Source organism: Pseudomonas rhizophila, from assembly GCF_003033885.1.
Classification (GTDB): Bacteria; Pseudomonadota; Gammaproteobacteria; order Pseudomonadales; family Pseudomonadaceae; genus Aquipseudomonas; species Aquipseudomonas rhizophila.
Genome location: NZ_CP024081.1, coordinates 4,958,293 through 4,984,732, shown reverse-complemented (window position 1 = coordinate 4,984,732; position 26,440 = coordinate 4,958,293). Strand labels below are relative to the sequence as shown.

Below are 26,440 nucleotides of genomic sequence, written 5' to 3'. Positions count from 1 at the left end.
TCAGTCGCGACGCCAGTGCCGTAGAAATTTCATCCCTCGCTCGTTGGGCGGTTCGTCATAGCCTGTGATCCAGCCATGACAGTTGGACGAACCGCACCGGCAGGCGAACTGTCGATACAATTTCTGTTCGGTACTGGCGTAATCCATCGTCAGGCAGTCACCTTCCTCGATGATGGTCAACGCCCATAACCACAGTTCGCTCATGTCCAGGAAAACGTTCGGGCTGCAGGAGTGCTGCAGCAATCCGGCGAAGCGCGGGTCATACATGTGGATGTCCGGCAGGATCTGCAGTGTATGCAGGCGTCGTCGGCTGACGATCAGCCCCGATACCCTGCACATCCTTTCCAACGGCGCAAACCGCTTGCGGGCGACGATGCCATTGCCGCGGCCGTTAGTCGTCTGGCGCACTTCGAAATCGCGCCTGGATGGATAACCCATGCGCGTGCTGAGTTGTTTCTCGGGGTAGATGCCGTCCCCGTTCGGTGAGGATGCGCTGTCTGCAAGGAAGGTGGTCATGACGGTCCCTGTCGCGTAGGACGCTCGGCCTTCTGGCGCTGGCGATCCTGCCAGCGATCATTGAAACCTGCCTAGCTTCGCGCAACCTTGAAACGCCATCTACTGTCGACTCTGACAGGAGCCAAAGGCGCTTTCCCGCGTGAGCCCAGGCTTACGCAGGAAAGTCCTTGGGGTTTAAACCGCGTCAGGCAGCGCTGGCATGGGGACTTTCAATTGTGGAAGTTGTGATTTGATTGCCGGCTCCGCGCATTTTTTCGCCGCTTCGTCCGCAGACAGCTTGCGGATCGAGGTATAGAACAGCTCACAGGTTTCTTCCTTTTGCGTGACCTGCCAGGTCTGTGTGCATTGATTCAATTGCGCACTCGGATCGGTGCCCGGTTTGCTGCCCATGCCGGCTTGCCAGCATGCAGCGCTGAGGTCCTGCCCCATGACTTTCAAACCTGCCGCATCCGCCTTGGCCTGATCACCGTTGTAGCTGTCAGGGTCGGCGGCATACCAGATGTAGCTCGGGTGGTTGGAGCCCAGGACCGGAACCTTGACACCCGCAGTCGGCGTAATGGTCGCCAGACCCAGCACGTCCACGGTCTGGCCGTACTGTGTCTTGATCCAGTTCCGCACGGGAGCACCGAAGGCCACCATCGGCAGGGCGTCGCCGCTGGCGTTCTGGCTGACTTGCTTGACCATGGTGGTCTGGTAGTCATTGAAATAGTCGTAGACCCCGCCCAGCGCCTGGCCGGCATTGGATGGCGCCGCAATCGGTGCGATGTCGACAATGGTCTGGAAGGCCGGGGTCTGTTCGGCGGCGATGCCGTTGGCGGTCAGCAGCGTGGCCCAGCGATCGGTGGTGGCCGATTCCAGGTAGTCCTGCGCCTGGGTCAGGGAGTAATCCGGCGGGAAGTGCAGCAACTCAATGCTCTTGCGGTTCTCCAGGGCCATGCCCAGCGGCAGGAACAGGTACCAGTCGTAGGCCCATTTGTTATCGCTGTTGAGTTTGGTGGCGCCCTTGTATGCCAGGTCACCGGCATCCAGCAGCGCAGTCAACGGTTTGCCGTAGTCTTGCGGCACGCCGCTAATACTGGCGTAGACCTTATCGTTGTCGCTTTTGACGCTGACCTTGGCCGCGCTGTAGCCGTCACGCTGCACGCTTTGGGTCAGGTAATGCTCAACGGTCTGCTCCAGCGTCCAGTTGCGAAAACAAATGACGTTGCAGTTGTTGGGGTAGGCGAAGAGACGGGTGACGCGTTCGGTACTGCCCAACTGAACATCGATGTCGGCATGGGCGGCGGCACTGAAGGCCAGGGTGGCAAGAGAAAGTACGGCGAGTTTGGACATGCTCAGATCCTTTTCAGCGTGTGGACCCCTCGAACAGGGTGTAGCCATACTGAAACAGACCGGAGCGAAGAAAAAGTGGGCCGACGAAAATATCGGCCCTTTTTTATGGCTTTATGGCATCACGGGCGGCAGATAAGACAATGTCGTCCCCAGCGCCCACAGCAGCACCAGCACCAATGGCGTGTGAACCAGTAATTGCACGAAGGAGAAACCGATCAGGTCCCGGGCCTTGAGCCCCAACACTCCCAGCAGCGGCAGCATGTAGAACGGATTGATCAGGTTTGGCAGCGCTTCGGCGGCGTTATAGATCTGCACCGCCCACCCCAGGTGATAGTTCAGATCATTGGCCACCTGCATGACATAGGGGGCTTCGATGATCCATTTGCCGCCTCCCGAAGGAATGAAAAAGCCCAGCACCGCCGAGTAGGCGCCCATCAACACGGCGTAGGTATCGTGGGACGCGATCTGTACGAAAAAGGTGGATATGTGATGGGCGAGCGTCTGGGCGTCGCTACCCTTGACCGTGGTCAGCAGCGCGGCAATCGAGCCGTACAGCGGGAACTGGATCAGCACGCCGGTGGTGGTCGGCACCGCGCGCGCCACGGCATCGAGAAAGCTGCGCGGCCGCCAGTGCAGCAACGCGCCAAGCATCAGGAACAGGAAGTTATAGGTGTTGAGCCCGGAGATGGCGCTTATCGCAGGTTTGGTCGAGAACTCGTGGAACAGCCAGCCGGCGGCCAGTAGCGCCAGGGCAATGGTCAGCAGCGGGCTATGTTCCAGCCATTCTCCCGGGCGGGTGCGAGGCTGCAATGCCGGCATGCTGAAGCTGGGATCAATCCCGCAGGCGGCGGCGTCACGGGCACTGTTCGGGCCGGGAGCGGTGGCATAGGCCACGATCAGCGAGATCACGATCAACGCCAGCAACATCACTCCCGATTGCCAGAGAAAAATGGTCTGGGTGAACGGAATGACCCCGGTGATCGACAGGATCGATGGTGGCAGGCTGGCCGGGTTGGCCTGCAATTGCGCCGCCGAGGAAGACAAACCCAGTGCCCAAACCGCGCCCAGGCCCAAGTAAGCGGCGGCGCCCGCGGCGCGGTAGTCCATTTTCAGATCGGTGCGACGGGCCAGGGCACGTACCAATAAACCGCCAAATACCAGGGAAAGCCCCCAGTTGAGCAGCGACGCGACCATGGAGATCAATGCGACCCAGGCCACCGCGGAGCGACCGTTTTTCGGGATGCGTGCCAGGCGATCGATCAGTTTGACGGCGGGCGGCGAGCTGGCGACCACGTAACCGCCGATCACCACGAAGGCCATCTGCATGGTGAACGGTATCAGGCTCCAGAAGCCATCGCCGAACGCCATGGCAGCGGCCGTGGGTTTGGCGCCGATGAACAGTGTCGCCACCGCGACTACCAATACTGCCAGGGCGGCAAATACCCAGGAGTCAGGGAACCAGCGCTCGGCAAAACTGGAACAGCGCAAGGCGAAGCGGGCGGAACGGCTGTCTTGTATGTCGGTGGTCACGGCAATTACCTCGATTTTTATGGTTATGGGTATTGGGTGCGGCAGGGTCTTGGCGTCAGGCGCCAACACTGGAACATTCCAGTGACCATGGGAGGCTAATCGGGGTTCGCGAGCGCGCAGGATTATTTTCAGAAGCGGCCCGGGGCGCTCTTTAGAAAAAAATCGGCGAGCCGATGGCAAGAGAACAGGCCACCTAACTCTCCTGCTCTCGGAGCATGCCATGTTCAATAAACGCTTGAAGCAGGAGCTTTCGGCTCTTCGCCAGGAACTGTCCAGCCTTGTGCAGGTGAAGGAGAGTTTGGACCGCGAGATGCTGGCCCTCACTCTGGATGCCGAAGGGCGGGTGCAGACGGTCAATCAGAATTTTCTCGACGAAATGCACTACAAGTCCCAGGACCTCATCGGCCGGTCTGTCGAAGAGCTGGTGCCGGCTTACCTGAAATCCAATGAGTTCCAGTTGCGTTTCAAGACGGCGCTGACTAGAGGCGAGCATTTCTCCGGCGCCGTACGGCTGCTCCGGGGCAACGGTAAGGAAGCCTGGTTGCGTTCGATTCTCCAACCGGTTCGGGCGGCTGATGGCCGAATCCGCTATTTCTCGATGTATTCCAGCGACCTGACCCGTACCATCGAGGCGTCGCGTGAACATGAAAACCTCATTGGTGCGCTGGTGCGTTCAACGGCGGTGATCGAATTCGACCTGGGCGGTCACGTACTGTCAGCCAATGATCGCTTCCTCAATGCCATGGGATACAGCCTGGCGCAGATCAAGGGCAAGCATCACCGCATGTTTTGCGAACCGGAGGAGTACAACAGCGCCACCTACCAGCAGTTCTGGCAGCGTCTCAATAACGGTGAGTTCGTGGCCGGTCGTTTCAAACGCCTGGACAGCAACGGCCGTGAAGTCTGGCTGGAAGCCTCTTACAACCCGGTGCTTGATGCCAACGAGCGATTGTACAAAGTGGTCAAGTTCGCCACGAACATCACTGATCAGGTCAACCAGGAAAAAGCTGTCTCCGAGGCGGCCGGCATTGCCTACAGCACCTCGTTGCAAACCGACAGCAGCGCCCAGCGCGGCACCACCGTGGTGACCCAGGCCGTGGGCGTGATGCGTGACCTGGCCCGGCACATGCAAACCGCCGGCGAAGGCATCGAGGCCCTGAATGAGCAATCCCTGGTGATCGGCACCATCGTCAAGACCATCAGCGGCATTGCCGAACAGACCAACCTGCTGGCGCTCAACGCGGCCATCGAAGCCGCCCGGGCGGGTGAGCAGGGCCGGGGCTTTGCGGTGGTGGCCGATGAAGTGCGGCAACTGGCGTCGCGTACCAGTCAGGCCACTGATGAGATCGTCGGCGTGGTTCGCCAGAACCAGGACATGGCCCGCAACGCCGTGGCACTGATGACCGACGGCCAGCACCAGGCCGAACAGGGTCTGGCCCTGGCAGCGGAGGCGGGGACGGTGATCGTCGAGATTCAGGATGGCGCGAAGAAGGTGGTCGATGCCGTGAGCCAGTTTGCCAATCAGTTGTCGACTTGAGTTTGATGTTATCGTTTTTTACATATTAATTATTGTTCTGCGATAATTTCACCGCTATGGTTTGCGCTTCCTTTGTTCTGTGGAGCCTTCCATGTCCTCGAATCGTCTCGCCCTGTACAGCCAGCGCATGGCTGTCATCACACTTGTCTTCATTATCACGATGATGGTCCTCAACGCCGGGGTCTGGCTGTTTCCTGACGTTGCTTCAGAATACGGTCTGGGCTTTGCTCTGACCGAGCGACAGCTGTCGAGCTTGTCAGCAGAGGCTATGCGCTTGACTGGCTGGCAATGCCTTGGCGCAATGCTGTTGTCGAGCATACCGCTGCTGGCCCTGGCGTTCGGGCTGGGCCATTTGCGGCAGTTGTTCCAGCGATATGCCCAAGGCGAGTATTTTTCCAGCGAAGCAGCCGTTTGCCTGGGGAAGGTAGGTCGCGCTGTGGCGCTGTGGGTGCTGCTGGATTTCCTGTGTGAGCCGTTTCTCAGCCTGCTGGTGACGATCAACGCACCGGTCGGTCAGCGTCTGCTTACCCTCAGCGTTACCGCCCCGTCGTTTGTCGCGTTGTTTCTTGCAGCCTGCATTGCAATCATTGCCCGGATATTGTCCCGGGCCAGTGAAGTCGATTCAGAAAACCGAACTTTTGTTTGAGAGCCCTATGCCTATCGTTATTCAACTTGATGTGATGCTGGCGACGCGCAAGGTTAAATCCAAGGACCTTGCCGCCGCGATAGGCATTACGGAAGCCAACCTTTCCTTGTTGAAGCAAGGAAAGGTCAAGGGTATTCGCCTGGCTACCCTCGAAGCCATTTGCAGCCATCTGCAATGTCAGCCCGCCGATCTGCTGATTTACCAACCGCAGAGCGATCCCCCCAAGGCCTGACCCCTTGGGGGGAGCGAGCCTGCCCGCGATGGGCGGCGACGCGACTTCGCAGACCGGTCGGATGGCCGCGACGCTCAATCCCCCAGCGCCTGCCCCTCACGCCGCGGGTCCGCTCCACCGGCCAGTGAGGTTTTGCCTTGGGCATCACGGACTCGGACGATTGCCTGGGTCCCGCTGGTCATGTCGATTTCACTCACGGCATGGCCTTTGTTTTTCAACGCCTGGATCAGCGTCGGGCTGAACTGACCTTGTTCCAGTTCGGTGGGGCCGTTGCGGCTGCCGAAGTTGGGAAGATTGATGGCGGCTTGCGCGTCCAGGTCCCAGTCCAGCAGGCCGATCACTGACTTGGCGACGTATTCGATGATTTGGGAGCCTCCCGGTGAGCCAACAGCGGCCAGCAATTCACCGCTCTGGCGATCGAAGATCAGGGTCGGCGCCATGGACGAGCGGGGGCGTTTGCCGGGTTCGACGCGGTTGGCGACCTTTTGCCCATTTTCTTCGGGTATGAACGAGAAGTCGGTCATCTGGTTGTTGAGCATGAAACCCCGGACCATCAGGTGTGAGCCGAACGCCGACTCCACCGTGGTGGTCATCGACACGGCGCCACCCTGGTCATCCACTGCCACCACTTGCGAGGTAGAGATGCGCAGGGGCGAACGGTCCGGGGCGTATGCCACCTGGACGCCCGGTGGTGTGCCGGGTTTGGCGATGCCCATGCTGCGTGGACCGATCAGGCTCGCGCGGCTGGCCAGATAACCGGGATCGACCAGGCCTTTGACCGGTACGGGGACGAAGTCCGAGTCAGCGACATACAGGGCGCGGTCAGCGTAGGTCAGGCGCTCGGCTTCGGCGATCAGGTGCACTGCTTCGGGCGTCGGCTCAATGCCGGCGGGTTTATCGGTCTTGACGGGTTTCATGGGCGCGAGGGCCGTGCGGCGGTCGCGCTGTTCCAATGCCTGCAAGGTCCCGAGGATCTGCGCCACGGCGATCCCGCCCGAAGACGGGGGCGCCATGCCACAGACTTGCCAGCGCTTGTAGTCAGTACAAAGCGGCGCACGTTCCCGGGCGGCGTAGCCCTGGAGGTCATTCAATGACAGGCTGCCGGGGTTGGCATGCTTCTGCACCTTGGCGACGATTTCTTCGGCAATCGGCCCTTTGTACAAGGCGTCGGGACCTTCGCGGGCGATGCGCTTGAGCACGTCGGCCAAAGCGGGATTTTTCAGCAGGGTGCCGACCGCCTTCGGGCTGCCGTCGGCGTTCAGGAAATAGGCGGCCATGTCCGGCGACCCCGGCAAGGATGCGTCGGACGCAATCATCGAGTGCAACCTGGGCGAGATCGCAAAACCCTGTTCGGCCAATGCGATGGCTGGCTCGAACAGCGTGGCCCATTCAAGTCGGCCATGTTTGCGATGGGCCAGTTCCAGTGCCCGCAACACGCCCGGAGTGCCCACGGAACGGCCGCCTATCTGCGCGGCGGTAAACGGCATGGGTTTGCCATCTGCTTGCAGGAAAAGTCTCTCGGTGGCGCCGGCCGGTGCCGTTTCGCGACCGTCGTAAGTACGTACTGCCTTGCCGTCCCACAACACGATGAATGCACCGCCACCGATCCCGGAGGACTGCGGCTCCACGAGGGTCAGCACCGCCTGCATGGCAATCGCCGCGTCGATGGCCGAGCCGCCGCGCCGCAACATCTGCCGCCCGGCTTCGGCCGCCAGCGGGTTGGCCGCTGCGGCCATGTGCTTGTCGGCGTGGCGGGTCTGCAGGTCGGTGCGATAGCCGGAGGCGATCTCCGGTGCGACGGGCAATACTGGGGTTGTGGAGGAGGGCGGGGCCTTACAGGCAACGAGTGCCAGGGCGACAGCCAGCAGCGAAACGGCTGACAGGCGATGAAGATTTGGTTTCAGATCTGCAAGCATGTGTCGCTCCATCCGTGGGCCAGGGGATAGGGATCGACTGTAGCGATGCGAGGCGTCGGGCGCAAATCAGCGCGGACTTGGGGGACGGCTTTTATCAAGGCATAAAAAAACGGCTTATCTTTCGATAAGCCGTTTTTAGTACTTGGTGGCTACACAGGGACTTGAACCCCGGACCCCAGCATTATGAATGCTATGCTCTAACCAACTGAGCTATGTAGCCAAGTGGCGCGCATTATTCGCCGGTAACGAAGATGTGTCAAGCGTAAATCTGAAATATTTCTCAGCGCTTTCAACCGCTTATCAATCCTCGCCGCAAATAGCCGTCAACCGAGTTGAAATCTCCCTGTGTTGGCGCTCAGGGCCTGGCTGCCCTGGCTCAAGGTATCCGCCGCGAGGTTCACGGCGCGTGCCCCTTCAAGCAATCGCATGGCCGCCTGGTCGACCTGCTGGATATTGCCGCTGACCTCGTCGGCGGTGCTGGCTTGTTCGTCCACCGCGGTGGCGATTTGCGCCAGGGTGTCGGTGACGCTCTGCACAGCGCTGGCAATTTCTCCCAGGCGCTCGCCAAGGCCGGTAACGGCTTGCGCGTCGGTCTGGGCCTGGCCGCATGCGGCTTCCATCAGGCTGACCGCTTCGTTGACCGTAGCGCGCAGGCTGTCGACGGTGCCAGCAATCTGTTGGGTGGAGGACTGGGTGCGTTGCGACAGGCTGCGTACCTCATCGGCCACCACCGCGAAACCACGGCCCTGTTCCCCAGCGCGAGCGGCTTCGATGGCGGCATTGAGGGCCAGCAGGTTGGTCTGCTCGGCCACGCCGCGGATGGTGTCGACCACCATCTGGATCTGTTGCCCCTGTTCGCTGACCCGGCCCAATGCGGCGGCGGTTTCGTTGAGGCGCTGGTTGAGTTGCTGGATGCTCGCCGTAGTGCGTTGACTGTCGCGGCTGCTGTCGGCGGCGATACGCCGGGTCTGCTGGGCGCTGTCGGAGGCCTGCTCACAGCTTCTGGCGACCCCTTGAGAGGTGGCGGCCAGTTGCGTGGCGGCCGCGGCGATCTGGCTGATCTGCATCTGTTGGGCTTCGACTTCGCCCAGGGCGCCGCTGGAGTGCGTGTTGAGGGTGCGAACGGCATTGCTCAACTGCAACGTTTCGTGGTCCACGCCCAACAGGCTGTTGCGCAACTGCACCACTGCAACGTTGAGAGCGGTACTGATGGCCGCCAGTTCGTCGCGTCCTTGCACCGGCACTTGCAGGCTGAGGTTGCCGTCACGCAGGGCTTCGGCCAGTAATGTGATGCCACTGGCGCTGCGGCGGATGGACGCTTGCAGGCAGACGAAGAGGTAAAGCGCGGCCAACAGCAGACAACCCAGCACCGTGGCCACCAGGGTGAATTGGCGGATGGCCGAGGAGTGGTAGTGGTCCAGTCGCGCATCCAGAGCCATCAGAGACTGCTGGCGCAAGGTCGCCAAGTCCGCCAGGAGCGCATCCATGTGTTTCTCGAATTCTTCCGGCTTGAGGCTGATGGAGCCGGCGAAGACCCCTTCATCCAGGACTTTCAGGCCGGAATCCAGATGCTTGAGGCTGTCTTGGAATTGTCCGGCCCAGGCTTGCAGTTCGTTCGGCAGGCGCGCTTGCAGTACTCCACCGGTTTTGACCAGTTGATCCCGGGCATCGCCGATCCGGCTGCGCAGGTCGCGCAATTGCAGGCGGCTTTGCAGGGTGAACTGACCCGACACAACGGAGGCCTGGCCAACGCTGGCCAGGCGACCGACCCGCTCGATCAGGTCCGGTGTCTGCTGGGTCGAGATCTGGATCAGCAGGTAGGTTTCCAGCCAGGAGGCGAGGGTCAGGCGATTGTCCATGACGATCTGCTCGCGCAAAGCTTGCAGGGCACTCAAGGCCGCAGTGAAGCGGTCATAGCCGTCCGGCCACCAACCGACGGTGCCCAGGCTTTTCGAATCAAGACCATTGAGACTGGTTTGCAACGTTTGGAAGCGAGCCAGGGTGTCGGCTTCGGCACCTTCGGTTTGCAAGGTGCTGCCCAGATCATTGGCGGCCTGGTTGAGGGCCGGCTGCACGGCATCGAAAGCCGCCATCGCGGCAAGCGTTGCGGGTGTTGCCTGGCGATTGGTTTCCGTGGCTCGCCAACGGGCCGCGCGGTTGCGCTGGGCGGCGAGCAGGTTGTCCAGGTTATCCAGGGCCAGCAACTGGCGAACCCCGGCGCGTTCTTCGGAAATCAGGCTGAGTTTGTCGCGATAGTCCTGGCCGATGATCCACAGGCTGCCCATGAGTGGCAGGATGAAAAGCAGGAACAGCAACTGAAATTTTCGGGCAAAGCCGAAACGCCCCAGCAACCTGATTCCCGGTGATAGAAAAGCCTGCATGCCCATACTCCCCTGAACACCTTTGCACTATTTTTGTGCGTTTCGACACAGTGCCGAAACAGGTGCCCTTTTAAAAGGCCTCGAAAGTTTGTCCAGGCCCGCTCTGTAGGCTGGCTCTGTAGCGAAACTTCCCATTCTCGGTCCCCTTTGTAAGGGGCCGCGTTGTAGACCGTTAACAAGGCAAGATTCAGACCATGGCTTTGCGCTATTACCGAGCTCGCTGACAATATTTCAAGTCGATAGCAAGCTAAGGGGATAGCCTTGCTGCACCGAAAAATGGCACATTGATGAATCCGCTTCCTGTGCAAACCCCGTATGGAAACTCCCATGGCTATCAGCGATACCCAGGTCGATACCGCGTCTATCCCTGCCACACCTCAAAGCAGCCCTTTGGTCATGCGCATCATCGGTGCCGTGGCGTTGGCGCATTTGATCAACGACCTGATCCAGGCGGTACTGCCGTCTATTTACCCGATGCTCAAGGCCAGTTATGGGCTGACCTTCACCCAGGTTGGCTTGATTACGCTGACCTTCCAGTTGACGGCATCGCTGCTGCAGCCCTGGGTGGGTTATCACACGGACCGGCACCCCAAGCCCTGGCTGCTGCCGGCCGGTACGGTCTGCACGCTGATCGGGATCGTGATGATGTCCATGGTTGGCAGTTTTGCCATGATCCTGCTGGCCGCCGGTCTGATCGGTATTGGCTCCTCGACCTTTCACCCTGAAGCCTCGCGAGTCGCACGCCTGGCGTCGGGCGGGCGTTATGGGTTGGCGCAGTCGACTTTCCAGGTCGGCGGTAACGCCGGCTCTGCTTTCGGCCCGTTGCTGGCGGCGGCGATCATCGTTCCTTACGGGCAAGGTAATGTGGCCTGGTTCGGCCTGTTCGCACTGTTTGCGCTGTTCGTGCTGTACCGCATCAGCCGCTGGTACGCCAATCACCTGAACCTGTTCAAGCTCAAGCAAGGCCAGGCGGCCACTCATGGTCTGTCCAGGGGCCGGGTCTTGAGTGCATTGGCGGTGCTGGGTTTGCTGGTGTTCTCCAAGTATTTCTACATGGCCAGTTTCACCAGCTACTTCACCTTCTACCTGATCGAGAAGTTCGACCTGTCGGTGGCGTCGTCGCAGTTGTATCTGTTCCTGTTCCTCGGCGCTGTGGCGGCGGGGACCTTCTTTGGCGGTCCGATAGGCGACAGGATCGGGCGTAAGGCGGTGATCTGGTTCTCGATCCTTGGCGTGGCACCGTTCACGCTGATCCTGCCTTACGTTGATCTGCTGTGGACCAGCATTCTCAGCGTGGTCATCGGCTTCATCCTGGCTTCGGCATTCTCGGCCATCGTGGTGTATGCCCAGGAACTGGTGCCGGGTAACGTCGGCATGATTGCCGGCGTGTTCTTTGGCTTGATGTTTGGCTTCGGCGGGATTGGCGCCGCGCTGCTGGGGCATCTGGCCGACATCCGCGGCATCGAGTATGTGTATTGGTTGTGCTCGTTTTTACCGTTGTTTGGAGCCCTGGCGATTTTTCTGCCCAGAAGCAGAAAAAACTGACGTGTACTCAACCGGCGGAGGCGAGTGGGCCCCGCCGGTCGTTGCGAAACAACTGAATTTCAAAGCATTGAAAAATACCCGCCCACCAGAGCGATTTGATTAGTTGCTTGGAACCGCGACTAAAGTACCGTTTTGTATAAGTCTTAAGTTTGATTTTGTATAAAAGTCGGTCATGTTAATTTGCTGCTGTGGTTGATGGATTGAATGGACGCAGCGGCAATCTTCAAGGGAGTCCGCTGGGGTGACCGGAAAGCAGCTTTCCACATTCTTTCCACCCGCCGCTCTTATTGTCTTGGGACATAAGGCCTTCGGCTCTTGATCTGAATACCTTCACCCCTCGGGTGAGGTGACTCACGCCCCTACCTGCCACGCTTCAAATACTTATAAAGCAGTTGTATCGCCGCGTCCGTTCAAGGCGATTGCCTCGTGGACAGCGTAAACAGCCGTGAGCGATTGTTATTTGCCGTGTCGTGCACAAGTTTGAGGCTGTCGTCTTAAACGTTGGCAATAAAAATAATCAGGCAGGGGATGATATGAAGTTCAAGTCGTTGCAGGCACGCATTTGTGTCACGGCAGGCGTATGTCTGTTTGTTTCATCAATTAGCCTGGTTATTTACGGGCTCTTTACCGCCAGGGCTAATGAGCAATACGTGGCGACCGAAGTCTCGGCGTTGGTTGAAGAATCAACGATCCGGGAAATTCAGAACCTGGCCGAGTCCCGTGCCAATGCCATTCAGGCCAAGTTGCAAAATGCTCTGGATGCGGCCCGCACCATGGCCAATACCTTTGCCTCCAGCAAGGCTTCGCAGAGCCCTTTGGCGTTGGGACGTGAGCAGATCAACACGGTATTGCTCAGCGTTCTAAAAGATAACCCGGACTTCAATGGCACTTACTCCTGCTGGGAACCGGACGCGTTGGATGGTCAGGATCTTGTGTTGCGCAATGCTCAGGACGGCAGTAATCCGTTGACCGGGCGCTTCACGCCTTACTGGACGCGCAGCGCTGGCGGACATGTGGCAGTACAGCCATTGGTCGAGTATGACTCCCCGGATCGCCACCCGAACGGTGTACCCAAAGGGGGGTGGTACAGCGGCCCACGCGACACTCTGAAGGAAAGCGTGCTGGACCCCATTCCTTATGTGGTTCAGGGCAAAAACGTATGGCTGACCACTTTGTCGGTGCCGATCGTATCCGATGGCAAGTTCTACGGCGTGGTCGGCGCTGACTTCGATATCGACTTTATCCAGAAACTCAGCGAGCAGATGTCGGCCGATCTCTACGGTGGCAAGGGCACGGTGTCGATTCTGAGTAACCAGGGGCTGGTGGTCGCGGACAGTCAGCGTACCGACCTGATCGGCCAGCCCATCAAGGCCTTGTTGCCTGACTCTTGGGAGAAAGTACTGCGCGATATCCAGAGTGGCCGTGGTGACGGTCTGCTCAATCCGCACACCCAGCATATCGAAGTGCTGATGCCCATTGAGCTGGGGCGCACAGGTAAACCCTGGGCGGTGCTGATTCGCCTGCCAAAGGCTGTGGTCATGACTCAGGCCATTGCCCTGGAGCAGGAGTTACAGGCGCGCAGTATCAGCAACAGCATCTGGCAGGTGTCGGTTGGCCTGGGCGTTTCGCTGTTGGCGCTGGTCGCCCTGTGGTTTGCCGCCGCAAAAATCGTTGGGCCGATTCGCGAAGCCGCCGCCTTGGCAGCCAACATCAGCCTGGGAGATTTCTCGCGTCGCCTGGTGCAGAAATCCGAGGACGAAGTGGGCCAGTTGTCTGTCGCGCTCAACGATATGTCTGAAAGCCTGCAACGGCAGGTCAGGGTGGCTGAGCGCATTAGCGAAGGTGATCTGGACCTGGAGGTCCGGTTGTCCTCGCCCCACGATACCCTTGGCAAGTCACTGGAGAAGATGGTGGGTAATCTGAACCAACTGATTGGCGAAGTTCAGGCCAGCGCCACCCAGATCACCGGCAGCTCGGCGCAGGTTACCGACCTGAGCCAGTCATTGTCCGATGGGGCGTCCAATTCCGCGTCGTCCATCACTGAAATCAGCGCGGTGATGACACAAATGGCCGCACAGACCCGGGACAACGCCGCCAATGCCAAAAAGGCCGATGAGCAGTCCCAGGCATCACGGGCCGATGCCGGGGAAAGCGACAAATTGATGAGTGAGCTGATTGCCGCCATGGCCGAAATCGACAATTCGGGCAAAGACATTACCGCGATCATCACCACCATCGACAACATCGCCGCGCAAACCAACCTGTTGGCGTTGAACGCGGCTATCGAAGCCGCCAGGGCAGGTGAGTTGGGGCGTGGTTTTGCGGTGGTGGCGGATGAGGTGCGTAGCCTGGCCGCCCGCAGCGCCGAGGCCGCCCAGCAGACGGCTGCATTGATTGCCGACTCCTCGAGCAAAACGCAACGCGGCATGATCATCGCAGGCCGGACCGCCGAATCGCTGAAAAACATCGTCAGCGGAACCAGTGCTGTTTCCAACCTGGTTTCATTGATCTATCAAGCCTCCAGCGAGCAAGCCTCAGGCCTGCAACAGGCCAGCATCGGGTTGGAGCAGATCGATGAAGTGACACAGAAAAACCAGTCCAACTCACAAGAGTGCGCGGTGGCGGCCAAGGATCTTTCGGAGCGAGCATCTTTGATGCAGCGCGTGCTGGGGCGCTTCAAAGTCAAAAGGGGGTAGTGGGTTTCCTGGCCACGCGTGACTCAAGATTTATTGCGCGAGGGACCAAGCTCCCTCGCCACAGTTCAATCCAGTTCTTGAATGACCGCATCTGCATTGCTTTGTCCAATAGGGTCTCGATAACGCCCCCGAGGGTGTACTATCGATACTCGCCCATCGGATATCAGTTAGCCATGTCCACGCTAAGCGAAGAGAGCCGTCAGATCGTAGCTTCTCTGGCGCACCGCGTTGGCCCCAACGCTGACATTGCAAAGACCGCCCACGCGATCGTTTCCATTTTGCAGGATATAGAAGTGGCCCTGACGCCTGTCATTGGTCAGCAAGGGGTTGTCGCGTTGTATCGCCGCAGCCTGCATCTATGCGGGGCCGCTCATCCGCGCCTGACCAGCACCTGCAACAAGGTGCCGTCCGGCATGGTTCTGACCGCCCTGAATTCAGTGCTTGTTGAGCAAAACGAAGCCGATGCGCGGTTTTTCGGTGAAATGTTGCTGACCACTTTCTATGAGTTGCTGACCACGCTGATCGGACCCTCGCTTACCGCACGTTTGCTTCGTGGCGTGTGGGATTCTTCTTTGAGCGACACCCATTCGCAGGAAAATTCGCCATGAGCAGCAAAGTGACTATCAACCGCTTGGCCACCGGCGTGCCAGGACTGGACGAGGTCTTGGGCGGAGGATTGCCGGAGTTTTCGTTCAATCTGATCGCCGGCCCACCCGGTTGCGGCAAGACCACCCTCGCGCACCAGATGATGTTTGCCCTGGCGACCCCCTCACGTCCGGCGCTGTTTTTTACCGTGCTGGGTGAGCCGCCACTGAAGATGCTGCGCTATCAGCAGCAGTTCGATTTCTTCGACAGCGACGCGATCAATCATTCGATCCGCTACGTCAACCTGGCTGACGACACCCTGGCTGGGGATCTGGACGAAGTGCTGCGGCGCATTGTCAGCGAGGTGGAGGCGCACTCCCCGGCGCTGGTGTTCGTTGACTCGTTCCGCTCGGTGGTGCTGGCCAGCCAGACCCAGGACAACCCGAATAACAACTTGCCGCAGTTCGTCCAGCAACTGGGCATGTTGATGACCACTTGGCAGGCCACGACTTTCCTGATTGGTGAGTACTTTACCGAAACCGATACCAACCCGATTTTCACCGTGGCCGACGGACTGATCTGGCTGCGCCAGAGCGTTCAGCGCAATTCCATGGTGCGCAAGATGGAAATCATGAAGATGCGTGGCCAGCCAACGCTGCCGGGTCTGCACACTTTCCGTATCGCCCCATCGGGAATCAAGGTATTTGCCCCTGCGCCCTACAATCCGGTCGAAGCCCCGCTGGAGTTCCCCATCAAACGCTTGGGAATGGGTGTGCCACAGCTCGACGAAATGCTCGGCGGTGGCCTGCCGCGCGGTTACTCCCTGTTGGTTGCTGGCCCGTCGGGTTCTGGAAAAAGCATTCTCGCGGCATCGTTTCTCGCTGAAGGCGCGCGAAACGGTGAAAACGGCGTGATCGCCGTGTTCGAGCAGCGCCCGAATCACTCCCAGAACGCCACCCTCTCAAACTTGATTAAAAGCGGCAAAGTCGGGCTGGTGGATAGCCGTGCTCCAGATCTGTCCATCGACGAGATCGTGCAGTTGCTGTTGAGCGAGATTGCTCGCCTGAACGCCACACGGGTGGTGATTGACTCGCTGTCGGGGTTCGAACTGGCCCTGGCGCCGACCTTTCGCGAAGACTTTCGCGAGTCGCTGTCGCGCATGGTCACCGCGTTGACCAGCGCCGGTGTCAGTGTATTGCTGACCTCGGAGTTGGAGGATCGCTACACGGATCTGCGTTTCAGTCCTTACGGCACGGCTTTTCTCACCGATGCAATCATCGTTCAGCGCTACATTGAAGTGCAAAGCCGTTTATTGCGCATCATGGCCGTGGTCAAGGTGCGGGCCAGCGCTCACTCCGATGAGTTACGCCTTTACAGCATTGACGATAGCGGTTTGCAGATCGGTGACATGTTGCCGGATCAGGAAGGTTTGCTCGGAGGCCGGCCTACCCGGCAGCTGTCTGGCAAAGGTACTGGATGAGGCATCATCATGAATGAGGCCAATGGCGGGAATGAGCAGGCGAAGGCGATGGCCGCTCGCGAGCTGTTCCTGCTCGGCCAGAAAACTGTCGAGGCGCGTGCGGTGCTGGCCGCGCTGCGCAAGGAGCTGAACGACGCCAACACCCAACTTGCCGACAAGCAACATGTCGAGCAACTGATCGAGGCCAATCAGCAACTGGTCCTGGCGATCCTGTCGGCCCAGTCCGAGGCTGAAAAGCCACCTTCCACGCAGGCAGAACAACAACTGTATCGGCAGATGCGCGAGGCCAATGAGCAATTGGTCATTGCCGCCCTTAGCGCGCAGCATCTGCAAGACGCGGCCGAACGGGCGCTGGAGCGCCAGCGTAGCGTTCTCGCTTTGGTTGCCCACGAACTGCGTCATCCGCTGACGCCCATCAGCATGATTGCCGGCCGACTGGTGCGGGTGCCCAGTGAGGAGTTGCCACGCATGCAGAAGCTGATCGAAGGTCAGGTCCGGCACATGTCTCGATTAGTGGAGGACTTGCTCGATGTCTCCCGCGTCAGCACCGGCAAGTTTCGCCTCGATTGCCAGATTGTCGATATGGTGCAGATCGTTCGCGAGGCCATCGATATCTGTAAACCGGCCATGGTCAGCGGCAATTTGCTGTTCAGCACCACACTGCCCGAGTGTGCCCTGCTGGTGTACGGCGATCCGGTACGGCTTGCTCAGATTCTCGGCAACCTGCTGGGTAATTCGGTCAAATACACCCCTGTGGGCGGCACCGTCGAATTGTCGGTTATCGTCGAAGGGAGTGTCTTGCAGGTCAGCATCCGTGATACCGGCATAGGTATTTCGGCCAAGGCGCTGCCGTTTATTTTTGAACCCTTTGTGCAGGATGTTCACGCCATCGGCTTCAACGGCGTTGGCCTGGGCATTGGTTTGACGGTGGTGCGCGAGTTGGTCGAAAGCCACGGTGGCACAGTGGTCGGCAAGAGTGAGGGGGATGGCAAGGGGAGCGAGTTCGTGGTGAGGTTGCCGTTGGCAAATCCATGAAGCTGCGCGGTCGTCCCATCTGCCGCCGCGTGCGGGGATGTCAGATTCTGTAATAATTCGATGCGTATGACGCGTTCGGAAACATTATAGGATCACTTCCCCAATTATTTTCAGGTCTATATGAACACCCTTCTGGAGCCTCCCAGTCGTTTTTTTCAATCCGCGCCCTCTACAAGTCCGCTCTGCGTTACCGAACGTATATCCGGTTTTTCTGAATCGCTGGACATCCAAATCCCATCCGTAGGCTTCTCATCGATTTCTCCCAGTGAGACCAACGGTGTCGCCTCCCAAGTCATGCCTTGCTCTATCCGCTCGATAAAGCTTCTTTCCCTGGCACCTTTCGCCCCGACTCTACGAGAGGTTGAATAACCCTTATGGAATGGATTGCTGATCCGACGGCATGGCTTGGCCTGCTGACCCTGATCGTGCTGGAGCTGGTGCTCGGCATTGATAACCTTGTGTTTATTGCCATCCTGGCTGACAAGCTGCCGCCGGAGCAGCGCGATCGTGCCCGTATCATTGGCCTGTCGCTGGCATTGTTGATGCGCCTTGGCCTGCTGGCCAGCATCTCCTGGATGGTGACCCTGACCGAGCCGTTGTTCGAGGTCTTCGACAAGACGTTCTCGGGCCGGGACCTGATCATGCTGTTCGGTGGTGTATTCCTGTTGTTCAAGGCCACCATGGAGTTGCATGAACGACTTGAGGGGCATGTCACCGAGCGTACAGGTAACGCCGCCTATGCGATGTTCTGGCCTATCGTTGCGCAGATTGTGGTGCTGGACGCGGTCTTCTCCCTGGACGCCGTGATCACGGCCGTGGGCATGGTGGAACACCTGTCGGTCATGATGATCGCGGTGATTTTCTCCATCGGCCTGATGATCATCGCAAGTAAGCCCCTGACCCAGTTCGTCAACAGCCACCCAACCGTCATCATGCTCTGCCTGGGCTTTCTGATGATGATCGGCTTCAGCCTCACGGCTGAGGGCCTGGGCTTCCACATTCCGAAAGGCTACCTCTATGCCGCGATCGGTTTTTCGATCCTGATCGAACTGTTCAACCAGTTGGCTCGCTCTCGTCGCAAGAAGAGCATGCAGGGGCATCGTCCTATGCGCGAACGCACTGCCCATGCGGTCATGCGTTTACTGGGTGGGCACAAGTTGGGTGCTGATGAAGTCGGTGAAGAGATCGCTGACATGCTGTCAGGCGACGAAGCCGAACAGGTCTTCCACCGACGTGAGCGGGTCATGATCAGTGGTGTGCTGCAGTTGGCGGAGCGCCCTATACGCAGTGTCATGACTCATCGTGCGGAAATCGACCACCTCGACCTGGCCGATTCCCCAGACGAGATCCGCACCAGGCTGATGCACTCGTCGTATTCCAGGTTGCCGTTGATCCGCGAAGGCCGTGTGGATGAGCCTCTGGGGTTCATCCACAAGAAGGAGTTGCTCAAGGAACTGTTGGCGGGCAACGAGCCGAATCTGGAAGCCATGGCTCGCAAGGCCATCAACCTGCTGGACAACTTCACGATTCTCAACGCGCTGGAACAGATGCGCAAAGAGTCGACCCACATCGCCTTCGTGGTGAACGAGTTCGGTGATTTCATTGGTCTTCTCACCATGACCGATATTCTCGAATCCATCGCGGGTGAACTGCCCGATGCCAGTGAAATAGAAGGTCCGAACATCGTGGCCCAGGATGACGGATTTCTGGTCAGCGGTGCGCTGAATCTCAGCCAGGTTCGCGAACACATCGGCTTCCAGGCAAAAGCGACGGATGACTATCAGACGCTCGCCGGGTTGGTCATGAGCTTGCTGGACCGCTTGCCGATCATCGGAGACAAACTCGAGTGGCAGGAGTGGAGCATGACCGTTGTCGAGGTTGAAGAGCGTCGGGTGACGAGGGTGCTGTTGCGTAAAAGCTAACGTGGAATAATTGGGGCCGCATCCGCGGCCTCGTTTGTTTGAAGCGTATGGCGAGTCTCTGTCACCGGTGGAAATCCCGAGACGAAAAAAATCCCCGTATCAGTCATGATTACGGGGATTTTTTCGTCCAGGGAAGTCCGTGTGATTCCACGGGCTCTCTTAAACGTTGAAGCGGAAGTGCATCACGTCGCCATCCTTGACGATGTATTCCTTGCCTTCCAGGCGCCATTTACCAGCTTCCTTGGCGCCGGCTTCACCTTTGTACTGGATGAAGTCTGCGTAGGCGATGACTTCGGCGCGGATGAAGCCTTTTTCGAAGTCGGTGTGGATCACGCCAGCGGCTTGCGGGGCAGTGGCGCCGACGCGTACGGTCCAGGCGCGGACCTCTTCGACACCGGCAGTGAAGTAAGTCTGCAGGTGGAGCATTTCGTAACCGGCGCGGATCACGCGGTTCAGGCCGGGCTCTTCCAGGCCCAGGGCCTCGAGGAACATGTCTTTCTCCTCACCATCGTCCAGCTCGGCGATTTCCGCTTCGATCTTGTTGCAGACCGGAACGACCATGGCGCCTTCTTCTTCGGCGATGGCCCGGACCACGTCCAGGTGCGGGTTGTTCTCGAAACCGTCTTCAGCGACGTTGGCGATGTACATGACCGGCTTGGTTGTCAGCAGGTGGAAGCCCTTGATCACCAGCTTCTCATCGGTGCTCATGTTCTTCATCAGGCTGCGCGCGGGCTTGCCTTCGGTGAAGTGGGCGATCAACTGCTCCAGCAGGCCCTTCTGGACCACTGCGTCCTTGTCGCCACCCTTGGCGTTGCGAGCGACTTTCTGCAGTTGCTTCTCGCAGCTGTCGAGGTCGGCGAAGATCAGCTCAAGGTCGATGATCTCGATGTCACGCTTGGGGTCGACGCTGTTGGAGACGTGAATGACGTTCTCATCTTCAAAGCAGCGCACCACGTGGGCGATTGCATCGGTTTCACGGATGTTGGCCAGGAACTTGTTACCCAGGCCTTCACCTTTTGAGGCACCGGCGACGAGACCGGCGATGTCGACGAATTCCATGGTGGTCGGCAGGATGCGCTTGGGATTGACGATGGCCGCCAGCGCTTCCAGGCGTGGGTCGGGCATCGGCACGATGCCGCTGTTAGGCTCGATGGTGCAGAAGGGGAAGTTTTCGGCCGCGATACCGGACTTGGTCAGGGCGTTGAACAGGGTGGACTTGCCGACGTTAGGCAGGCCGACGATGCCGCAATTGAATCCCATGGTGTTTCCCCTCGGAGTAGAGTCAGGCCTTCTGGCTGTGCAGGTTTTTCATCGCGCGGTTCCATTCACCGGCGAGGATATCCGGCAGCACGCCGAGGGCAAAGTCGATGCTGGCATCGAGTTTTTCCTGTTCGGCGCGAGGCGCACGACCCAGGACAAAATTTGAAACCATGCTGGCAACGCCCGGGTGGCCGATGCCGAGCCGCAGGCGGTGAAAGGTATTCTGATTACCCAGTTGCGCGATGATGTCGCGCAACCCGTTGTGACCGCCATGGCCGCCGCCCTGCTTGAGCTTGGCGACGCCCGGAGGCAGGTCGAGTTCGTCGTGGGCCACCAGGATTTCTTCAGGTTTGATGCGAAAGAAACCGGCCAATGCCGCCACGGCCTGGCCGCTGCGGTTCATGTAGGTGGTGGGAATCAACAGACGAACATCCTGACCCTGGTGTGAAAAACGCCCGGTCAGGCCGAAATATTTGCGATCGGCCGCCAGGCTGACGCCTTGTGCGTGCGCGATGCGCTCAACAAAAAGGGCCCCTGCGTTATGCCGGGTCTGTTCGTATTCAGCGCCTGGATTTCCCAGGCCAACGATCAGTTTAATGGCAGTCACGATAGGGGCCCTTCCTGGAGTGTGGATAACAACGTCGCGCTCAAACGGTGTTGCGACAGTGAGACGAAAATGGCGGATCTACCGTTAAGTAAACTTCGCGTTCTCGCCCGCTGTCTCGCTACGTTCCAGTCCGCGATGTTTCCGGTCACTCCGGCGACAGAGTGAAATTACTCTGCAGCTTCTTCTTCAGTCGCTTCTGGAGCAACACGTGGAGCGTGGACGTTGGCAACAGCCTTGTCATCGCCGTGCGCCAGGGCAACAAACTCAACGCCTTTAGGGGCCTTGAGGTCGGACAGGTGAATGATCGTGCCGATTTCGGCGTCAGCCAGGTCGACTTCGATGAATTCAGGCAGGTCTTTCGGCAGGCAGGAAACTTCCAGCTCGGAAGTTACGTGCGAGATTTCGCCGCCTTTCTTGACCGGAGCAGCTTCGTTGATGAAGTGCACTGGAACAACAGCAGTCAGCTTCTGACCGGCAACAACGCGTACGAAGTCAGCGTGCATCACGTGGCCTTTGGCCGGGTGACGCTGCAGGGCTTTGATCACGACGTTTTGCTTGGTGCCGCCAACGTTCAGCTCGATGATGTGGCTGTAGGCCGCTTCGTTTTCGAGCAGTTTGGCAACTTCTTTGGCCAGCATGCTGATGGACTCAGGGGCTTTGTCGCCACCGTAGACTACAGCTGGAACCAGGCTTGCGAGACGACGCAGGCGGCGGCTCGCACCTTTCCCCAGGTCGGAACGCACTTCAGCATTCAGGGTAAATTCGTTCATGTTGTATCTCCAAAGTAACCACATTCACCCCAGCGCTTGCGACCAGCGCTAAAGGCGATATGGGCAAAAAAGCCCCGCCCCGGCAGGTAATGTCGGGGCGGGGCGCTTTTCGTCAACGAGATGTAATGGAAAGGGCAGGGCCCTTAACGGAACATCGCACTGATCGATTCTTCATTGCTGATGCGGCGAACCGCCTCGGCAACAACCGGTGCGATATCCAGTTGGCGGATACGCGCACAGGCTTGTGCTGCAGCGGACAGCGGGATGGTGTTAGTGACCACCAGCTCGTCCAGCACGGAATTTTCAATGTTTTCGATCGCTCGGCCCGACAGCACAGGGTGTGTGCAGTAGGCAAAGACCTTGGCAGCGCCATGCTCTTTCAGGGCCTTGGCCGCGTGGCACAGGGTGCCGGCGGTATCGACCATGTCGTCGACCAGAATACAGGTACGCCCTTCGACGTCGCCGATGATATGCATCACTTCGGAGTGATTGGCTTTCTCACGGCGTTTGTCGATGATACCCAGATCAACGCCCAGGGATTTGGCAACGGCCCGTGCACGCACGACGCCGCCAATGTCCGGGGACACGATCATCAGGTTTTCGAAGCGCTGATCTTCAATGTCATCCACCAGGACCGGGGAGCCGTAGATGTTATCCACGGGAATATCGAAGAAGCCTTGAATCTGGTCAGCATGCAGATCGACCGTGAGCACACGATCGATGCCGACTACGGTAAGCATGTCAGCCACGACTTTCGCGCTGATTGCCACACGTGCGGAACGCGGACGGCGATCCTGACGGGCATAACCAAAGTAAGGAATAACAGCAGTAATACGAGTAGCCGAGGAGCGGCGGAAGGCATCAGCCATCACGACGAGTTCCATCAGGTTATCGTTGGTCGGAGCGCAAGTCGGCTGAATAATGAAGACGTCTTTACCGCGAACGTTTTCATTGATCTCGGCAGTGATTTCGCCGTCGGAGAACTTACCGACAGAAATGTCACCGAGAGGGATATGCAGCTGACGTACAACACGCCGAGCCAGATCGGGGTTAGCGTTCCCCGTAAAGACCATCATCTTGGACACGCGCAGTACCTGAAGGCTGAGGGTATACCTGGATGAGTATAGGAAAATGGCAGGGGCGGCTGGATTCGAACCAACGCATGGCAGGATCAAAACCTGCTGCCTTACCGCTTGGCGACGCCCCTGTATCTGTTGCTTCGAGTGCCCAGCACTCGATTCCGTTAGAGCAGACTTTGCAGCTTGCGATGCAACATCGAAACGTTGCTTCCTTTTGCTACAAACCCTGTAAGGGTCTCTGTCAGAAGGGCCGAGACTTTATCAGCTTCAGCTTTGCTTGGGAAGCCCCCAAACACACAACTTCCAGTTCCGGTGAGTTTTGCTTCGGTAAATTTACCTAACAAATTCAAAGCGTTACGAACATCTGGATAACGCCTTGCTACCACCGGTAAGCAGTCATTTCGACTGTTTCCCTTGGGAACGGGGCGCACTTTAATGGGAGGAGAGTTACGTGTCAACAGTGGATCTGAAAAAATTTCTGCTGTACTTACAGATACTTGCGGCACCAGCACCAAGTACCAGGGTTCCTCGGGCTCTACCGGTGTGAGTTTTTCCCCGACGCCCTCGGCAAAAGCCGCGTGGCCCCGTACGAAAACCGGCACATCGGCGCCCAGCGTAAGGCCCAATGCAGCCAGGCGATCAGCGTCCCAACCCAGCTGCCACAGGTAGTTGAGCCCCAGCAAAGTCGTTGCCGCGTTTGAGCTGCCGCCGCCGATGCCGCCGCCCATGGGCAGGATTTTTTCGATCCAGATATCAATGCCCAGCGAACACCCGGATTGCTCCTGAAGTTTTTTCGCGGCTTTGACGATCAGGTTGCTGTCGTGAGGAACGCCTTCGAATTCGGTGTGCAGGTGAATCACGCCGTCGTCGCGCACGGCAAAGGTGATTTCATCGCCGTAGTCGAGAAACTGAAAAATCGTCTGCAACTCGTGATAGCCGTCCGGGCGACGGCCCAGGATGTGCAACATCAGGTTGAGCTTGGCCGGGGAGGGCAGGGTCAGGCGTGCAGCGGTCATGTCATTGCCCCAGCTTGCGCGGCTGCCATTGCTTGATCACCAGCGTGACGTCCAGGTTGCTGCCGTGCAGTTTGATGCGCTCGGGCAACCAGTACCCGTTTTGCTCGGCGTAGCTTAAGTATTCGATCTGCCAGTCGTCCTGCTCCAGGTTGGACAGGCGACTGTCGGCATCGAGGGTCAGGCGGCTTTTGCTGTCCGGTGCCGGCAGGCCGCGAACCCACCAGGTCAGGTGGGATACGGGCAGCTTCCAGCCCAGTTGTTCTTCCAGCAAGGCTTCCGGCGAGGGTGATTCGTAGCGACCCTGATTGGCCACTTCCAGCGAAACCTGGCCTGGTCGGCCGGTCAGGCGCGCCGCGCCACGACCCAGCGGGCCGGACAGGCGAATGTCGTAGTAGTCCTGGCGTTGCAGCCAGAACAGTGTGCCGCTGCCCGAGTCTTTCGGTGCGCGTATGCCGATCTTGCCATCGATCTGCCAGCCGTCGAGACCGCTCAGTTGTTCCTTGTGCTCTCGCCATTGGGCCGTGTTGCCGTGGCCCTGGACGGATTCTCGGGCGCCGAAGCCGGCGCAACCGGCGAGCAGGGCGATAAAGCTGAAAACGATGAAGTGGCGCAAAAGCATAATTTTAAAGGGTCTCTGATCCGGTCAGGCGTTTGATGGTGCTGCGCAGGATGGGGCTGTCGGGCTGTTCCTTGAGGAACTTGCTCCAGATCTGCCGGGCTTCGCGCTGTTTGCCGTTGGCCCACAGGACTTCGCCCAGGTGCGCGGCGACTTCTTGGTCGGGAAAGCGCTCCAGGGCCTGGCGCAGCAGGCGTTCGGCCTCGTCGAGGTTGCCCAGGCGGAAATGCACCCAGCCAAGACTGTCGAGCACCGCCGGGTCTTCCGGGTTGAGCTGGTGGGCCTGTTCGATCAGCACCTTGGCTTCGGCGTATCGGGTGGTGCGATCGGACAAGGTGTAGCCCAGGGCATTGAGGGCCATGGCATTGTCGGGGTCGCGCTGGATGATCAGGCGCAGGTCTTTCTCCATCTGCGCCAGGTCATTGCGTTTCTCCGCCAGCATGGCGCGGGTATACAACAGGTTCAGGTCGTCCGGGTACTGCTTCAACGCCCGATCGAGCACAGTCCAGGCTTTGTCGCCCTGATTATTGGCCGACAGGGTTTCAGCCTCGATCAGATACAACTGGATGCCGTAGTCCGGCTGGGTGTCCCGCTGCACGGCGAGGCGACTCTGGGCCTCGGCCGTTTTGCCGTTGCTCATCAGGATATCGGCCTGGCGCAACTGGGCCGGCAGATAATCGTTGCCTGGGCCGACTTGGGCGTACTCGAGCAGTGCACTCTCGGGGTCGTTGCGTTCTTCCGCGATGCGGCCCAGGTTCAAGTGGGCGGAGTCGACATGCGTTCCCCGCGCAATCAGGTCTTCCAGGTGACCCTTGGCTTCTTCCCACGCTTTGGCTTCCAGGCAGACCAACGCCAGGGAATAGCGCAATTCATCGTCTTCAGGGTACTGCTGGACCAGGCTGGAAAACTCCACCTTGGCGTCGTCCATGCGGTCGTTTTCCACCAGCATGCGCGCGTAGGTGAGACGCAGGCGCTTGTCGTCCGGGTATTGCCTGATGGCTTTTTCCAGCAGCGGCAGGGCTTCGTCGCCGCGGTTCGCGCCTTGCAGCAAGCGAGCGCGCAGCAGAATCGGCGCCACTTCGCCCGCTTGCGGCGGGTTGTCTTCCAGCAGGGAAAGGGCGCCCTGGATGTCACCATCCTGTTGCAGCAGCAGGGCCTTGCCGAAAATCAGTTGACCGTTATCGGGATGGCGCTGCAGCAGTCGGTCGAAGCTTTTAGTCAGGCCGTCGCGGGTTTCCTGGTCGGTATCGGCTGCTGATAGCGCAAGGAAGTCGAAATGGGTGTCGCCCTTGCCCAGCAGGACTTTCTCCATATACACCATGGAATCGTCGTAGCGTCCGGCCCGGGCCAGTTGCACGGCGGCGGCGCGTTGCGCTTCGAGGTCTTGCGGGGCGTTTTTGGCCCAGATCAGTGCGGTATCCAGGGCGGGCTGGTCGGCACCCAGGTATTCGGCAATGCGAAACGCCCGCTCGGAGATGCCCGGGTCCTGTGTGTTGATGGCCTGGGTGACGTAGTTGTCCAGCGCAATGTCGAAGCGATTGCGCTGGCCTGCCAGTTCGGCGCTCAACAGGCTGAAAATGGTTTCTTCGCTGAATGAGCTATAGACCTTGGGCTTTTCAGGGGCCTGGGTGCTGTCTTCGACCGGCGGCGTACCGTCTGTCGACACGGGGGCCATGGACTGACAGCCGCCGAGCAAGGCAAAAGCGAGGAGCAACGCGGAAGATCTATTCATATAGGAA

General features: G+C 59.1%; 21 protein-coding genes, 2 tRNA genes and 1 pseudogene. 10 read left to right on the top strand and 14 right to left on the bottom strand.

All coding sequences use genetic code 11. The features are described 5' to 3' along the window. From CRX69_RS23110 to CRX69_RS23100, 3 genes are all read right to left on the bottom strand, one after another. Window positions 1-516, bottom strand: coding sequence for an SET domain-containing protein (locus CRX69_RS23110; RefSeq protein ID WP_107322934.1), 516 nt, complete (start codon window positions 514-516; stop codon window positions 1-3). A 174-nt stretch (window positions 517-690) separates the two neighbouring features. Then, on the bottom strand, window positions 691-1,848 hold the full coding sequence (locus CRX69_RS23105; protein WP_047229380.1) for a hypothetical protein: 1,158 nt from the start codon (window positions 1,846-1,848) through the stop codon (window positions 691-693). A 111-nt stretch (window positions 1,849-1,959) separates the two neighbouring features. Beyond that, window positions 1,960-3,378 carry a short-chain fatty acid transporter gene (locus CRX69_RS23100; RefSeq protein WP_076386741.1) on the bottom strand — a complete coding sequence of 473 codons (1,419 nt, stop codon included), beginning with the start codon at window positions 3,376-3,378 and terminating at the stop codon, window positions 1,960-1,962. A gap of 220 nt (window positions 3,379-3,598) precedes the next feature. Here CRX69_RS23100 and CRX69_RS28340 point away from each other — a divergent pair. The 4 genes and pseudogenes from CRX69_RS28340 to CRX69_RS23085 form a co-directional block, all read left to right on the top strand. Beyond that, a pseudogene (locus CRX69_RS28340) lies at window positions 3,599-4,375 on the top strand (PAS domain-containing protein); the annotation flags it as partial. 108 nt (window positions 4,376-4,483) lie between these two features. Continuing rightward, window positions 4,484-4,915 (top strand): methyl-accepting chemotaxis protein, encoded by a 432-nt coding sequence (locus tag CRX69_RS28335; RefSeq protein ID WP_373685103.1) that lies wholly within the window; start codon window positions 4,484-4,486, stop codon window positions 4,913-4,915. 91 nt (window positions 4,916-5,006) lie between these two features. Further along, a complete protein-coding gene (locus tag CRX69_RS23090) occupies window positions 5,007-5,561 on the top strand; it encodes a DUF2975 domain-containing protein (RefSeq protein ID WP_107322932.1) in 555 nt (184 codons plus the stop codon). A 7-nt stretch (window positions 5,562-5,568) separates the two neighbouring features. Beyond that, entirely contained in the window at window positions 5,569-5,793 is a 225-nt protein-coding gene (locus tag CRX69_RS23085) for a helix-turn-helix domain-containing protein (RefSeq protein ID WP_047229383.1), read from the top strand. Window positions 5,794-5,867: 74 nt separating this feature from the next. Here CRX69_RS23085 and ggt read toward each other — a convergent pair whose 3' ends face one another. The 3 genes from ggt to CRX69_RS23070 all read right to left on the bottom strand — a co-directional run bounded on the left by ggt (window position 5,868) and on the right by CRX69_RS23070 (window position 10,090). Further along, window positions 5,868-7,709 (bottom strand): gamma-glutamyltransferase, encoded by a 1,842-nt coding sequence (ggt, locus tag CRX69_RS23080; protein WP_107322931.1) that lies wholly within the window; start codon window positions 7,707-7,709, stop codon window positions 5,868-5,870. Window positions 7,710-7,852: 143 nt separating this feature from the next. Continuing rightward, window positions 7,853-7,929, bottom strand: a tRNA-Met gene (locus tag CRX69_RS23075). 103 nt (window positions 7,930-8,032) lie between these two features. Next, a complete protein-coding gene (locus CRX69_RS23070; protein WP_047229445.1) occupies window positions 8,033-10,090 on the bottom strand; it encodes a methyl-accepting chemotaxis protein in 2,058 nt (685 codons plus the stop codon). A 327-nt stretch (window positions 10,091-10,417) separates the two neighbouring features. Here CRX69_RS23070 and CRX69_RS23065 point away from each other — a divergent pair, with 327 nt between their 5' ends. The 6 genes from CRX69_RS23065 (at window position 10,418) to CRX69_RS23040 (ending at window position 19,353) form a co-directional block, all read left to right on the top strand. Beyond that, complete coding sequence (locus CRX69_RS23065) at window positions 10,418-11,635, top strand: MFS transporter (RefSeq protein WP_107322930.1); 1,218 nt, start codon at window positions 10,418-10,420, stop codon at window positions 11,633-11,635. Window positions 11,636-12,168: 533 nt separating this feature from the next. Next, a complete protein-coding gene (locus tag CRX69_RS23060; protein ID WP_076386320.1) occupies window positions 12,169-14,331 on the top strand; it encodes a methyl-accepting chemotaxis protein in 2,163 nt (720 codons plus the stop codon). Between the two features lie 173 nt (window positions 14,332-14,504). Then, complete coding sequence (locus CRX69_RS23055) at window positions 14,505-14,939, top strand: hypothetical protein (protein WP_240539572.1); 435 nt, start codon at window positions 14,505-14,507, stop codon at window positions 14,937-14,939. After that, window positions 14,936-16,396 carry an ATPase domain-containing protein gene (locus CRX69_RS23050; RefSeq protein ID WP_107322929.1) on the top strand — a complete coding sequence of 487 codons (1,461 nt, stop codon included), beginning with the start codon at window positions 14,936-14,938 and terminating at the stop codon, window positions 16,394-16,396. Before CRX69_RS23055 ends, CRX69_RS23050 begins: the two co-directional genes overlap by 4 nt. Window positions 16,397-16,405: 9 nt before the next feature. Further along, window positions 16,406-17,431: a sensor histidine kinase gene (locus CRX69_RS23045; RefSeq protein ID WP_107322928.1), complete on the top strand. Its 1,026-nt coding sequence runs from the start codon at window positions 16,406-16,408 to the stop codon at window positions 17,429-17,431. 374 nt (window positions 17,432-17,805) lie between these two features. Continuing rightward, the gene (locus CRX69_RS23040) at window positions 17,806-19,353 is read left to right on the top strand and encodes a TerC family protein (RefSeq protein ID WP_107322927.1); all 1,548 of its coding nucleotides are present in this window, start codon (window positions 17,806-17,808) and stop codon (window positions 19,351-19,353) included. A 159-nt stretch (window positions 19,354-19,512) separates the two neighbouring features. Here CRX69_RS23040 and ychF read toward each other — a convergent pair whose 3' ends face one another. From ychF to CRX69_RS23000, 8 genes are all read right to left on the bottom strand, one after another. Then, entirely contained in the window at window positions 19,513-20,613 is a 1,101-nt protein-coding gene (gene ychF, locus CRX69_RS23035; protein ID WP_047229391.1) for a redox-regulated ATPase YchF, read from the bottom strand. Between the two features lie 22 nt (window positions 20,614-20,635). Next, a complete protein-coding gene (gene pth / locus CRX69_RS23030; protein WP_003185374.1) occupies window positions 20,636-21,220 on the bottom strand; it encodes an aminoacyl-tRNA hydrolase in 585 nt (194 codons plus the stop codon). Between the two features lie 167 nt (window positions 21,221-21,387). Continuing rightward, window positions 21,388-21,990, bottom strand: coding sequence for a 50S ribosomal protein L25/general stress protein Ctc (locus CRX69_RS23025; RefSeq protein WP_076386312.1), 603 nt, complete (start codon window positions 21,988-21,990; stop codon window positions 21,388-21,390). A gap of 143 nt (window positions 21,991-22,133) precedes the next feature. After that, window positions 22,134-23,075, bottom strand: a complete 942-nt coding sequence (locus CRX69_RS23020) for a ribose-phosphate pyrophosphokinase (RefSeq protein ID WP_003171603.1) — start codon at window positions 23,073-23,075, stop codon at window positions 22,134-22,136. Between the two features lie 47 nt (window positions 23,076-23,122). Continuing rightward, window positions 23,123-23,197 (bottom strand) — tRNA-Gln (locus CRX69_RS23015). Window positions 23,198-23,233: 36 nt separating this feature from the next. Beyond that, a complete protein-coding gene (gene ispE / locus CRX69_RS23010) occupies window positions 23,234-24,085 on the bottom strand; it encodes a 4-(cytidine 5'-diphospho)-2-C-methyl-D-erythritol kinase (protein ID WP_107322926.1) in 852 nt (283 codons plus the stop codon). A 1-nt stretch (window position 24,086) separates the two neighbouring features. After that, window positions 24,087-24,704, bottom strand: a complete 618-nt coding sequence (lolB, locus tag CRX69_RS23005; RefSeq protein ID WP_047229395.1) for a lipoprotein insertase outer membrane protein LolB — start codon at window positions 24,702-24,704, stop codon at window positions 24,087-24,089. A gap of 4 nt (window positions 24,705-24,708) precedes the next feature. Further along, on the bottom strand, window positions 24,709-26,433 hold the full coding sequence (locus CRX69_RS23000) for a tetratricopeptide repeat protein (protein WP_047229396.1): 1,725 nt from the start codon (window positions 26,431-26,433) through the stop codon (window positions 24,709-24,711). Window positions 26,434-26,440 lie beyond the last annotated feature (7 nt).